Annotated in this window: 13 protein-coding genes, 1 tRNA gene and 1 riboswitch; all 14 genes read right to left on the reverse strand. The window is 29.4% G+C overall.

The genetic code is table 4. The annotated features are described in order from the left end of the window. Positions 1 to 5: 5 nt before the first annotated feature. Positions 6 to 704 carry a GntR family transcriptional regulator gene (locus tag MENTO_RS02970; protein WP_099651368.1) on the reverse strand — a complete coding sequence of 233 codons (699 nt, stop codon included), beginning with the start codon at positions 702 to 704 and terminating at the stop codon, positions 6 to 8. A 234-nt stretch (positions 705 to 938) separates the two neighbouring features. Next, entirely contained in the window at positions 939 to 1,406 is a 468-nt protein-coding gene (locus tag MENTO_RS02975; RefSeq protein ID WP_099651369.1) for a hypothetical protein, read from the reverse strand. A gap of 31 nt (positions 1,407 to 1,437) precedes the next feature. Next, positions 1,438 to 2,181, reverse strand: a complete 744-nt coding sequence (locus tag MENTO_RS02980; protein WP_099651370.1) for a hypothetical protein — start codon at positions 2,179 to 2,181, stop codon at positions 1,438 to 1,440. 97 nt (positions 2,182 to 2,278) lie between these two features. After that, on the reverse strand, positions 2,279 to 4,000 hold the full coding sequence (ptsP, locus tag MENTO_RS02985) for a phosphoenolpyruvate--protein phosphotransferase (protein ID WP_099651371.1): 1,722 nt from the start codon (positions 3,998 to 4,000) through the stop codon (positions 2,279 to 2,281). Between the two features lie 131 nt (positions 4,001 to 4,131). After that, entirely contained in the window at positions 4,132 to 4,272 is a 141-nt protein-coding gene (locus MENTO_RS02990) for a hypothetical protein (protein WP_100679871.1), read from the reverse strand. 19 nt (positions 4,273 to 4,291) lie between these two features. Next, entirely contained in the window at positions 4,292 to 5,026 is a 735-nt protein-coding gene (gene nadE, locus MENTO_RS02995; protein ID WP_099651373.1) for an NAD(+) synthase, read from the reverse strand. A gap of 19 nt (positions 5,027 to 5,045) precedes the next feature. Continuing rightward, on the reverse strand, positions 5,046 to 6,344 hold the full coding sequence (gene obgE / locus MENTO_RS03000; RefSeq protein WP_099651374.1) for a GTPase ObgE: 1,299 nt from the start codon (positions 6,342 to 6,344) through the stop codon (positions 5,046 to 5,048). Positions 6,345 to 6,370: 26 nt separating this feature from the next. After that, positions 6,371 to 6,679 (reverse strand): hypothetical protein, encoded by a 309-nt coding sequence (locus tag MENTO_RS03005; RefSeq protein WP_099651375.1) that lies wholly within the window; start codon positions 6,677 to 6,679, stop codon positions 6,371 to 6,373. Next, entirely contained in the window at positions 6,669 to 7,406 is a 738-nt protein-coding gene (locus MENTO_RS03010) for a hypothetical protein (RefSeq protein ID WP_099651376.1), read from the reverse strand. Before MENTO_RS03010 ends, MENTO_RS03005 begins: the two co-directional genes overlap by 11 nt. Before the next feature lie 56 nt (positions 7,407 to 7,462). Beyond that, positions 7,463 to 7,539 (reverse strand) — tRNA-Arg (locus MENTO_RS03015). Positions 7,540 to 7,673: 134 nt separating this feature from the next. Beyond that, positions 7,674 to 9,599 carry a DEAD/DEAH box helicase gene (locus MENTO_RS03020; RefSeq protein ID WP_099651377.1) on the reverse strand — a complete coding sequence of 642 codons (1,926 nt, stop codon included), beginning with the start codon at positions 9,597 to 9,599 and terminating at the stop codon, positions 7,674 to 7,676. A gap of 144 nt (positions 9,600 to 9,743) precedes the next feature. Continuing rightward, positions 9,744 to 11,909: a class 1b ribonucleoside-diphosphate reductase subunit alpha gene (gene nrdE, locus MENTO_RS03025; protein ID WP_099651378.1), complete on the reverse strand. Its 2,166-nt coding sequence runs from the start codon at positions 11,907 to 11,909 to the stop codon at positions 9,744 to 9,746. Positions 11,910 to 11,911: 2 nt separating this feature from the next. After that, positions 11,912 to 12,367, reverse strand: a complete 456-nt coding sequence (gene nrdI, locus MENTO_RS03030) for a class Ib ribonucleoside-diphosphate reductase assembly flavoprotein NrdI (protein WP_099651379.1) — start codon at positions 12,365 to 12,367, stop codon at positions 11,912 to 11,914. Between the two features lie 2 nt (positions 12,368 to 12,369). Further along, positions 12,370 to 13,392, reverse strand: a complete 1,023-nt coding sequence (gene nrdF, locus MENTO_RS03035) for a class 1b ribonucleoside-diphosphate reductase subunit beta (RefSeq protein ID WP_099651380.1) — start codon at positions 13,390 to 13,392, stop codon at positions 12,370 to 12,372. Positions 13,393 to 13,498: 106 nt separating this feature from the next. Then, positions 13,499 to 13,562: riboswitch (nucleoside riboswitch) on the reverse strand. Between the last annotated feature and the right edge of the window lie 73 nt (positions 13,563 to 13,635).

Genomic DNA, 13,635 nt, shown 5'->3' on the forward strand with positions numbered 1-13,635 from the left:
TTATTTTATTTTCTTCACTCTATAAAATCTCATTTAAAGTATTTTGGCTTATATCTACTTATTCTATATTCAAGTAGTTCACCAAAAATTCCATAGACATTCCCTTCATCAACTATAAAACCAGAAAGTGTTTCATCACTAAAAATGTGTAATAATTCTTTATTGTTCGCTTCTTCAAAATAAATTTTTTTTGAAGAGTGGCTTACTTTGGAAGGTGTTTCATGCTCAATAAATTTCATTAAACCATTTTCATTTAAATAATTTAAAGTCAAATTTTTATAAATTGATTTTGGCACATAACTTTCTTGATACAAGATAACTTCATGAGTATCTTTATCTTTTCTTACACATTTAAAGAAATAAACTTCAGTTCCCTCGTAAAAATTAGTCAATTTTGATAATTTACTATCAACTATAGTTTCCTTTAGTTCGTAGTATCTATTTATTGAATTTGGGAATAACTCTCTAAAACTGAATAATAAGTTATTTTGTATTTTTTCTTGAACAACATAGCCTTTACCATTTACTGGTTTAACAATTTGTAATTCAATTAATTTATTGAATGCAATTCTAATAGGTTGCTCGCTGTACTTAAATTTTGTTTTAAGCATATTTTGACTAGGTAATATTTCGCCAGGTTGAACTTTGTTTTCCCTAATTAGGTGCATTAAATAATCAAATACTATTTCTCATTTTTTGTTCATTTATTTTTCCTCATTTAATAAAATTAATTATACTTTTTTTAAAATTTTAAATTATACTATTTTAAATGAAAAACATTAAATAAAATAAAAAATGTAGCTTAAACTTATTTTCAACTAATCTATTTTTTGCAAAATAATGTTGAACAACAATATTTTTGCTATTTTAATTTTATTAAAACAATTAGTTTAATAGAATACCTATAATCATAACTTTTATTCAAAAAAAAGAAGCTTCTAAGCTTCCTCGATGATTTCTAATGATTTTTTATCTTCATTTTTAAAAAATAAAATTTTGATTTGTGGTTGAATTGTAATACTGAAACCAACAAGTAATAACAGCATAACACCAAAAACTTTTCATGTATCTGAATCATTATTAATAACAAATGTAATATCAGCAGCCATCATCATTGCAGTTGCCATAGTTAATACCACTAAAGTAGTAATGCTTATAATCATCGTTTGAAATGGCTTTCTGAAGAATAATTTTAATATTGGTAAAATCATTGATGCTCAGACTAAAATAATCCCAGTTAATGCTAATGCAAAATATTGTTTATTGTGTGTTATTTTTGATACGTTAGATAGATTTGTTACATCATTAAACCCAATACTATAAAAAGCAACTAAAGCTAAAATACCAAAAATCATTACGTTTACACAAACTGACATATTCAAGATAACTTTTTTAAAATTTTTCATTTTTTTCCTCTTCCTTTAACTTAATGATATATTACTTTCAGATTTTATTTGTTGTTTTGATACTTAAAAAATTAAATAAGGTACCTAATATTAATCCGCTTGTAGCAGTGACTAAATAACCTGGTAATCATATATAAACTTTATCTACAAAAGGATTACCGCCTTTATAAGGGAATATTTGATAAATTGTTTCCTCAGGAACATTATTATGTATTATATAATATTTTATTAGTCCTGCTCTAAGCGTAATATAAATTATATAAATAATAGGTAAAATACAATTTTTTCAACCTATATTTTTTACGTAATTTTTTGCATCCAGTTTTTCTTTTCTTGGTATATAAAAGTAAAAACCAATAATTACAATAGGTACTAATCAATGTTCTAAAATTGATTTTAAAATGTTATATCAAGTATCCATACCTTCAATTTTATCATTTGCAAATATTATTGTTCCTGTATAAACTAGCATAACAAGAAGTTGATAAGCTACAATCATGGTTAATACATGTTCGGATTCAGATCATTTAATTTTATTAGATGGCTTTCTGTAATAATTTATAATTGAGCAAGTTGCTCAAACGATAGTTAAAATAGATGTTCATATTGAAAAATAAATAGTTTCACTAGCTATAGTTATATCAAATAAATTTTGATTCACTGCTATGTTTATTTCTGATGGTTGGATTATTGTCATTATAATATCAAGCATTATACAAAAAAATGGAGTTAATGCAAAAAATAATAAAAAACCTAATTTTATTTTTCGATTCATTTTATTCTCCTTTTTTTACACTTTAATATAATATCAAAAAATGGAGTTAATTTTACAAATAAAAAATAACGAATTATGATTTTCGTTATTTTAGAAATTATTTATTTGCTAAGAATGATTCAACTAACTCAACAACTTCAGGAGTATCATCAGATGCTAATGCTTTATTTGCTAATGCTTCTGCTTCTGCCATAGTAATTTTGCTCATTAAAGCTCTTGCTCTTAACATTGAAGTTGCACTCATTGAGAATGCATCTAATCCCATTCCTAAAAGCAATGGTAATGCTTGAATATCACCAGCCATTTCTCCACACATACCAACTCATTTGTTGTTTTTATGTGCACCTTTAATTGTTAAATCAATTAATTTTAAGATAGCTGGGTTTAATGGTTGGTATAAGTATGAAACATTTTCGCTCATACGGTCAGCAGCCATTGAATATTGAATTAAATCATTTGTTCCAATTGAGAAGAAATCAGCATATTTACTGAATTTATCTGCATTAACTGCAGCAGCAGGAATTTCAACCATCATTCCAACTTGAACATTTTCATCAAATGCAATGTTTTCTTTTCTTAATTCGTCTTTGCATTCTTCTACGATTGCTTTAGCACGTTTAAATTCATCAACAGTTGCAATCATTGGGAACATAATTCCTAGTTCACCATGTGCACTAGCTCTTAGTAAAGCTCTTAACTGATCTTTAAAAATATCTTTTCTATCTAATGTAAAACGAACTGCTCTATATCCTAAGAATGGGTTCATTTCATGTGGGAATTCAAAGTATGATAATTTTTTATCTCCACCAATATCTAGTGTACGAATAACAACTAATTTACCTTTCATTGCATCCATTACTTGTTTGTAAGCAACATATTGTTCTTCTTCTGTTGGGAAGTGATCATTGTCCATATATAGGAATTCTGAACGGAATAATCCAACTCCTTCTCCACCATTTTCAATAACTGATTCAACATCAGATGGAGACCCTATATTAGCTTCAATTAATTTTTCTTGACCATCAGCAGTTTTTGATGGCAAGTCTTTAAATTTTTGTAATTCAGCTTTTAACTCAGCAAATTCTTTTGCTAATTTTTCATATTCTGCTTTTATTGTATCAGTTAAGTCTAATTCGACAATTCCTGTTGTTCCATTTAATGCAAAAACTTCACCGTTTTTAACATCTGATGTAATTGTTCTTAAACCTAAAACTGCAGGAATTTCTAAACTTCTTGCCATAATAGCAGCGTGTGAAGTTCTTCCTCCAATATTTGTAGCAAAACCTTTTACAAATTGTTTATTTAATTGAGCAGTTTGTGAAGGTGTTAAATCTTCAGCAACAATAATAACCTCTTCACTAATTGTTGATAAATCAACAATTGCAATGCCTAAGATATGCTTAATAATTCTTGAAGCAACATCTTTAATATCAGCACTTCTTTCTTTAAAATATGGGTCATCCATTGAGGCAAACATTTCATAAAAGTTATTAGTTACTTGTTGAGCTGCAAATTCAGCACAAACAGATTCAGATTTAATAACATTTATAATTTCGTCTTTAATAGCTGGATCTGATGCAATTTCTTTATGAGCATCAAAGATAGCCGCTTTTTCAGGACCTAATTTTTCTAATGTAGTTATTTTTAAATTTTCTAAATCTTCAATTGATTTATTCACTGCATTTTCTAATTTTAATACTTCAGCATCAATGTCAGAAACTTTTGTGTTTTTGATTTCTACGTGTTCTTCAGCTAGAACTAAAGCTTTTGCTACTGCAATACCTTCGCTAGCTCCGATACCTTTAAATTGTTTACTCATATTTTCTCTCCTGTTTAAGTTATTTCATAACATATATAATTATAATATTTAATTGCTATCTTTTATATTAAAAATATTAAAAATTGGAAAAAATTATTAGATTAAAAATAAAAAATGATGGAAAACCATCATTAAACTTCTTTAAAAACTACTGAATCAACAGGAATATTATTACCTACGCAAAAATCATATAGCATTTGATCTAAAGCTTGTTGGTTATCTGCTTCGGCAGTAAATAAAATTTCTGCACCTCTCATAATTACTTTTTTCATGATTATTCCTCCTATAATTTTATTTTCTTTTGAATTCATTTGGCGCTACTGCACCGTTTCTTTTGTGCTCACTTATTTTATGTAAATGATCAACTTTTGTTTTAACAACTTCATCATATATTTCACCAGCTAAGTACGCATCAATTTGATCATAAGTAATCCCTAACTCACTTTCATCAGTTTGATTTTCTCATAAACTTGCAGTTGGTGCACGATTAATAATTGAAGCAGGAACACCCAATATTCTTGCAGCTTCTCTTACTTCTCTTTTTAATAAATGAACTAATGGAACCATATCAACTCCACCATCACCAAATTTAGTAAAATACCCAATATGTCACTCATCAAGATTGTCAGTTCCTAAAACTAAGTATGAATTTGTCTGAGCAACAGTATAAAGAGTTGTCATTCTCAAACGAGCTTTTGCATTAGCAATTGCTAATTTATGATCAGGAGTTGTTGATTCTTTAATTGCCTTTTTAAATGATAAGAAGGTTTCTTTCAATTCAACATCAATAGCTTCAATTCCACATTGATCAATTAATTCTTGTTTACATTTGTAATCTTCTTCACTAGATTCAATTGGCATTCAAACAGCTGTGTAATTATTTGGGAAAGCTTTTTTTGCTAGACAAGCAACAACAGCAGAATCAATTCCTCCACTTATTCCAATAACAACACCTTTAGCATTTGCATTTTTAACTGTTTCTCTAATAAATTCAACTAAATATTCTAAATATTCTTTTAATTCCATAATATTGCTCCTTTATAAATTAATCCATTCATTCAAGTTCATATTCAAATACCTTAACAATATCTTCAGCCCCTACTCCACGTTCTCTTAACATGTCATATACTCCTGATTTTTTAAGTTTTTCATTAAATAGTAATAAGTTATCATCAGTAGTGATTGGGAACTTTTGATAAATTTTATAAATTGTATCTCCTGCAACTTCTCACCTACCATTACCTTTATTAAGAATTTGAATATCTTCCTCATCCTCTTCAAGGCGATAAACTTTGACTCCTTCATAAATATCTTGTTCCATTTCTCATAGTGGAACATATTTCGCTGTTTCAAGCTCTTTAGCAATTTTTAATAATAACTCATCAACGTTATCTTTTAATAATCCTGATACAAAGACAACTTTCTTATTTTTAAAATAATCTTTAATATGCTCTTCCATCATATTTAATTGTGCTTCATCTGTGTCCATTTTGTTAGCTACAATAATTTCGGGTCTTTCATCCAGTTTATAATTATATTTAACTAATTCACTTCTAATTAATTCATAATTTTTAATTACATCTTCTTGCCCATAATTTCCACTCATGTCTAATACATGACAAATTACTCTACATCTTTCAATGTGTTTTAAAAATTGATGCCCCAATCCTTTTCCTAGACTTGCCCCTTCAATTAATCCAGGCAAGTCTGCAACAACAAATGTTGAACCATCTTTAGCTCTGGAAACTCCTAATTGTGGATTTAATGTTGTAAAAGCATAATCAGCAACTTCTGGTTTTGAGTTTGAAATAGCCCTAAGCAATGTTGATTTACCAGCATTTGGTAATCCAACAAATCCTACATCAGCTAAAACTTTTAACTCAGCCTTAACTTCATAGAATTGACCAATTTCACCAGCTTCAAATATGGTTGGCGCTTTATTTCTTGAGTTCGCAAATCTTGCGTTCCCTTTTCCACCTTTTCCACCTTTAGCTACTAAAACTTGCTTCTTGTCTTCATCCATGTCAGCCAAAATTGTTCCAGTTTTATTATCTATTATTAATGTACCAACAGGAACTCGAACAATAAGATCTTTACCTTGAGCTCCATGCATATTTTTAATGTCACCTTTAAATCCATCTTGTGCACTAATTTGTTTTTGAAGTTTTAAATCTAGAAGTGAATGTTTTCCGCCATCTGCTTCAAATATAACACTTCCACCATTTCCTCCATCTCCACCGTTTGGACCACCATTAGGAACGAAAAGGGCAGTATGGAAACTAACTGCACCATTTCCTCCGTTACCGGCTTTGATAGTAAATTTAGCTGTATCAATAAATTTCATATATTCCAGCTCCTTTCTTTTTTATATTATCAGATCATCTGATTTCAACATTCATCACATAAGAATGTTGGCTCATGATTTTCAAAATTAATATCCTCAAATTTTTGTCATTCTTGGATTGGCTTTTCAATTAATTTTTCAACTTCAATATCAGACAAATTCTTTCCTTGTTCTTTTATTAAACTACCAATTGGTTTTGGATGCCCTTTTAATACAAGACTTATTTGTGGTTCATAACAAAGTGAGCAACCTATTCCGAAAGCTTGAATCATAACATCATTAAAATCATCAAATTCAAGATAGTTATCTTTGTTAAAATTTATTTTATTGTTCATGACTCTTGATCTCCTTTAATAATTCCAATGCTTTTTCTTCGTCAAAATCAAATCACTGTTTTATAAAAGACATTTCTTTTCTTTCTTCTAGCATTTCTATAGCAAAGATAATAAAAGCTGCAGCTTTTTCATTTAAGAATAAGGTATTAAAATTATCTAAATTATTTAAATAGAAATTAATATTTAACATTTTTGCATCATGTGCTATTCCTGGGTTTTCGTTTTCAATACTTTTTGAAATAACTTCATCAATTTTAGTTATAAATTTGAAATTATTTTCAAAATCAATTTCTGAAGGATTTCATTTTTTTTGGACACCACTGTATAAAACATCAAAAATTTTATTTATTTCTTGTTCTTTTAATGTAAAAAGAATCAAAGTTTTTATTGAATTATCAATTCTTTCTAAAAGAAGAATTTCAGAAACTTCATCTAGTTTATCTCTTAAATTAATTTTATTTAAAAAATTTATACCAAATGCTTGTTGTTCTCTGTCATTAGACTTCAATAATTGCAAAATGTATTCAGCATTTAGATTATTATTGGCATTGGCATTATTTGAAATTTTTTCAAATACTTCAACTTTAAATTTCATAAGTTGTTCTTCAATATCTGAAGGAACATATGGCATTGCTAATTCCTGATTAATTTTTAGCAAAGCAGTCTCAAAATCATTTTTCAGAACCAGTTCTTTTAGTTCAATAATCAGCTCATCATAAAAATTCATAAAACCTCTTTCTAATAAAAAATCATGCCTTTTATAGCATGATTGATGTTTTCGAGTGGTGCCCACGAGAAGGCTCGAACTTCCGACCTCACGCTTAGAAGGCGCGTGCTCTATCCAACTGAGCTACATGGGCAATTAATAATTACATATATAAATATAACATAAATATTAATAAAATTAAAAGCAATTTTGCAAAAAGTTTAATATTTGAACAAAAAATAAATAAAACAAACAACTTTTAAATAGTAGTTTGTTTTAGTTGAATTATTATCATTTATTTCTTGATTTTTTAGATGAACTATTTGATGAAGAATTTCTTCTGTTACGTGTTCCTGAACCTTTATTTTCTCTCGGACCTGAGTGAACTCATTCACCTCTACCTGAACTTCTTCTATCTCTTCTTTCGTCTCCACTACGGTTTGAATCAGATCCACCTTTTTTATCATTAAATGATGCAGGTCTTTTGTCTTTTCCTGTTACTCTTTCTCAACGACCTGAATCTTGTTTTGAGTAATCTGTTTTAACATCTCATGAAGAATGTCTAGTTCCTTCAAAATTATTATTTTTTCTGTCTCCACGATTTGAATCTCTTTTATCTCCACGGCCTGAATCTCTTCTATCTCCACGTCCTGAACTTCTTCTATCATCGCGTCCTGAATTTCTTCTATCTTCACGTCCACGATTTGAACCTCTTCTGCCTGAATTTTCAGAGTTATTAGATGAGTTTCCATTACTTGAATAATCATCAACTAAAGATAAAGCTTTTTTAGCAAATTCTTTTTCTTCAGGTGATAAAGATAACATTCTTTCTTCTCACGATTGTGAAGTTCAAGTACTTCCTCCATTACTGATTCGTTCACTTGTTCTTCTTCTTTCACCACGAGCAAAATCTCTTCTATCATTGTGACCAGCATTTCTTCTGTCATCACGCCCACGATTTGAATCTCTTCTGTCTCCACGGCCTGAATCTCTTTTATCTCCACGGCCTGAATCTCTTCTGTCTCCACGTCCTGAATCTCTTCTATCTCCACGACCATTTCTTGCGGAATTTGTTCTACCTTCTTGTTTTTCAACGTCACCGTATTCAGAAATTTGCATTTCATCAATAATTAAATTAAAGTTTTTTTCAATGCCTTTAATTTGTCTTAAAACATTTTGATTTTGAACAAAAGTAATTGAATCCCCTTTTGTATTATTTCTTCCGGTTCTTCCGATTCTATGTACAAAATGCTCATCTTCCATTGATACATCATAATTTATTACATAATCAACACCTGTAATATCAATCCCACGAGCAACAACATCAGTTGCAACTAAAACTGCGATTTCATTATTTCTAAATTTTGCAATAGCTCTTGATCTTTGTGATTGTCTTTTATCACCGTTTATAACTATAGCTCTAATTCCTGCTGCTTCTAAATTATCTGCAATTTTATCTGTATGATTTTTTGTGTTTGAAAAAACTATTGCTCTTTTTGGTTGGTGTTTTTCAAAAACTTTAACAATTAAATCTTCTTTACTAAAACCTTTTGTAAAAATAAATGTGTTTGTTATATTTGCGTTTACTTCAACTTGATTTTCAATTTCAATTACTTCATATTCATTCATGTAATCATTAGCAATTTGCATCACTTTTGGTGATGTTGTTGCTGAGAATAAACCGATTTGAACATCTGGTGAAACTCTTTCAAATAGTGCATCAATTTCACTTTTAAATCCCATTTTTAACATCTCATCAGCTTCATCTAAAATAATTGTTTTAACACTATCTAATTTTAATGTTTTTCTGTTTAAGTGGTCATTAACTCTCCCTGGAGTTCCCACTACAATTTGAGAATCTTTCAATCTTTTGATTTGATCGCGCATATCAGCACCACCAATTAATGGAGCAATTACTAAGTTTTCTATTCTTGATCCAAATATTCTAATTTGGTTAACAATTTGCATTGCTAATTCTCTTGTTGGCGCCATAATTACGGCTTGAACTCTTCTTTTGTTTGGTTCTATTTTTTCTAATATTGGTAATACGAATGAGGCAGTTTTCCCTGTTCCTGTGCTTGATTTACCAAATATGTTTTTTCCTTCTAAGAAAAGCGGTATTGCTCTTGCTTGAATTTCTGTAGCTTCGTTAAAGTTAGCTTTTTCCAGTGCGACTAATACTTTATCGCTTAGTTGTAATTCTTTAAATGTCATTTTCTATCCTATTTCTATACTCAGGATAAAAAAATCAGCATTTTAAATCACAAGTCATTTATATATTATAGCATAGTTGACTATAATTGAAAAAAATAAATTATATTATGAAAAAAAGTAGCAATTAGCTACTTAGTTAGTGTATTAAATTACACATGCATCACATTCATAGTTTTCACTATCTTCTAATACTTCTTGTCTTACACGTACGTAATAGATTGATGCACATTTTTTCTTGAATGCATGAATGTATGCTTTATTTAAGTCACGAGTTGTAACTTGGTCTGTCATAAATAAAGTTAATGAAATAGCTTGATCAACATGTTGTTGAGCGGCTGCAACAATATCAATAATTGGCATTGGTCCAACTTCATATGCTCCTAAAGCATAGTAAGCCATGTTATCGAAATTAATGTTGTAAGCTGGAACATAAATTCTACCTAATTTTCCTTCTTTACGCACTTCAATTGGTGCTACAACTGGTTGTAAGCTTGGAGTACATGAAGATAAGTAGCTAATTGATCCTGTTGGAGCAACAGCCATTAAGTGTGAATTTGCGATTCCATCTTTTTTAATTAATTCAACTAATTCAATTCAATCTTGTTGAGTTGGAATAGTTACATTGTATTGGGCAAATAATTCTTTAACTCTTTGTGTTTCAGGAGTTCATTTATCTTCTGCACATTTAGTATATTTATTAAATCAACTTCCATCAGCAAATTGTGATGTTTCAAATCCTGCAAATGTGCCATATTGTAAAGCCAATTTATGTGATGCTTTAAATGCATTATATGCCATTGCATAGAAGAACATATTTGTAAAATCAACAGCTTCAATTGAGTTGTATCAAATGAAGTTTGTTGCTAAGAAACCATGTAAATTCATAGCTCCTAAACCAACTGCATGATTTTTTTTGTTTCCTTGTTGAATTGAAGGTGCACTGCTTAAATCACTTGTTCTTGAAACTAAATCTAAAGCATTAATTGAGTGTTCAATAACTTCTCCAAATTCAGCGCCACTTTCCATAACTTTAGCAATATTTAAACTCCCTAGGTTACAACAAATATCGTCTCCCATAGTTTTGAAACTTAAATCATCGTTAAAAGTACTTGGTGTTGAAACTTGAGCAATTTCACTACATAAGTTACTCATAACAATTCTTCCAGTTGCTGCGTGAGCATTGTTGTTATTTACAGTATCATCAAACAAGATGTATGGGTATCCACTTTCAAAATGTAATTCTGCAATAGTTAAAAAGAATTTTCTTGCATTAATATAAGTTTTTTTGATGTTTGGGTTTTCAATTAAATTATAGTATTCTTTAGTAATTGAAATATCTGACATTGCTTTTCCATATTCTCTTTCAACATCATAAGGACTGAATAAAGCCATTTCCTCATTTTTTTGAGCTAATTCAAAAGTTATGTCTGGAATAACTAATCCTAATGATAATGATTTAATACGAATTTTTTCATCGGCATTTTCTCTTTTTGTATCTAAGAATGACATAACATCAGGGTGATGAGCATTTAAATAAACTGCACCAGCACCTTGTCTTTGCCCTAATTGGTTAGCATATGAGAATGAATCTTCTAAAATTTTCATAACTGGGATGACACCAGTTGCCTGGTTGGCAATGTGTTTAATTGGTGCTCCTAACTCACGTAAATTAGTTAAGCATAAAGCAACTCCACCACCTCGTTTTGATAGTTGTAATGATGTTGTAACAGCACGACAAATTGATTCCATGTTGTCTTCTACTCTTAATAAGTAACAAGAAACGTATTCACCACGTTGTTTTTTACCAGCATTTAAAAATGTTGGCGTAGCTGGTTGAAATCTTCCTAACATTAATTGTGTTAATGTTTTTTTTGCTGATTCAAAATTTCCATTCCCCAAGAACAAGGCATTCATAACTGCTCTATCTTCAAAATTTTCTAAATATTTTTGACCATCAAATGTTTTTAAACCATATGAATTATAAAATTTCATAGCACCCATAAAGCTTGGAAATTCACGATTGAATCCATAAGCAATATCAGTAATCTCTTCAATTTGTTCAATAGTATATTTGTTAATTATTTCTTCTTCGTAGTATCCATTAGAAACTAAATATTCAATTCTTTCTTTAACTGAATCGAACTTTACTAATCTTGGTTCAACATGATGTTTTAAGTAAGCTTTAGCAGCTTCTACATCTAGTTTAAAATTATCTGATCCAGCAGCTAATATTTTAGCTCTGGCATTTAACGTAACGTATTCATCGCTTTCTTCTGTACCAGATAATGTATTTATCTTTTTATCTTCCATTTTTATTTTCCTCAAAAATCTTTCAATATTTTATTAATTTTGTCTACGTCACCTTGAGTTCCTAATAATTCAAATTGATATAACAAAGGGACATTAAGCTTTTTCGATAAAATTGGCCCAGCAATTGCAAAAGTATTACCAAAGTTAGTATTACCTGAAGCAATTACACCTCTACAAAAATTTCTGTTGTTTTCATTATTTAAAAATTTAATAACTTGTTTTGGAACTGCACCTGAAGTAAATTCTCCACCACCACTGTATGTTGGAGTTATTAGTACATAATCAGAATTAACATCAATTTCTTCTTCTAATTCGTATGGTATTCTTGAATTTTCAACACCCAGTTTTTGAATAAATCTATGTGTATTGTTTGAAATTGATGAAAAGTAAACAACATGAATTTTTCCCGTAGGTCTAACAATTTCTTCGCCTGAAACTAATTTAATATCATCATGCATAATTAAAACTCCCAGTCTTCGTCTTCTGTTTCCTCTGAAACACCCATAATGTATGATGAACCATTTCCAGAGAAGAAATCATGGTTTTCGTCAGCTCTAGCTGACAATTGTGTAAAGATTTCTGGTTCTATTTTTGTTTCTTCTTCAGTGAATGGTGAATCATAACCTAAATTTTGTAAAAATTTACCCGCGTTATAGACACTGAATCTAATTGCATCTTCAGCAAGCCCGAATCCATCGTACAATTCTTTTAAGTAAGCTGTTTCTAAATCAATTAGTTCGTATAGTAATTTAAATACGAAGTCTTTCATTTCGGCTTGTTTTTCTGGAGAAAGTTTAGCAACTTTTTTTTGGTACTTGTATCCACTGTAGTAGTTGTGAATAACTTTGTCTCTTAAAATTAGTCTAATAATATCTGAAGTGTTAGGCAATTTACCTCTAGCTGATAGATAGAATGGTAAGTAGAAACCTCCATATAGTAAGAAACCTGGCATTAATGCTGCTGCAACTTTAGATTTTAAAGGATCATCATTAACATAATAAGGAATTAATGCTTTTGCTCTTTCTTGTAATGTTTCTGTATTAATAACTCATTCATGAGCTTCTTCAATTTGTTCACTTGAACATAATGTTGAGAAAATTGATCCATATGATCTAGCATGAACAGCAACCATAAATGCAAAGTTTGTATAGATAACTTGTTCATGATCTGTTAATGAGTTAGGAACTTGAGCAACGTCTCCAACTGTTGCTTGAATTGTATCTAACAAAGTCAATCCAGTAAAAGTTCTTGTAATTAATTCTTGTCATTCTGGTGTTAATGTTCTTCATGATGTTAAATCATTTGAAACTGGTATTTTTTCTGGTAATCAGAAGTTTTGTGTAATTCTATTTCATACTTCTAAATCTTTTTCATCGTTTACTACGTTTCAATTAACTGAACGCATTTTACCTTTGAATCCTTGTTGCGCATATTCAATAGGCGAAACAGATTCGTTATAATATTGGTTTTTTATTTTAGCCATATATATCCTTTCGTTTTTTCTCTATTATAAAAGTCAACTAAATAAAAAAGTTTCTTTTTGGTCTTAAAGACAAAAAGAAACTTTAATAATTAAAGAGTGGTTTATCACTTATAGTCTTCAAATCGGTTTGAAGGCGGGGTCAGTAGCCCTTTATGCTACCCTGTATAAGTTTCTTTTATATTCAGTTGTAAGATAATAATAATTTTTTATTTTTTAAAAATCTTAAAATTAACTATTGATTTT

This window comes from Mesoplasma entomophilum, from assembly GCF_002804125.1.
Classification (GTDB): Bacteria; Bacillota_I; Bacilli_A; order Mycoplasmatales; family Mycoplasmataceae; genus Mesoplasma; species Mesoplasma entomophilum.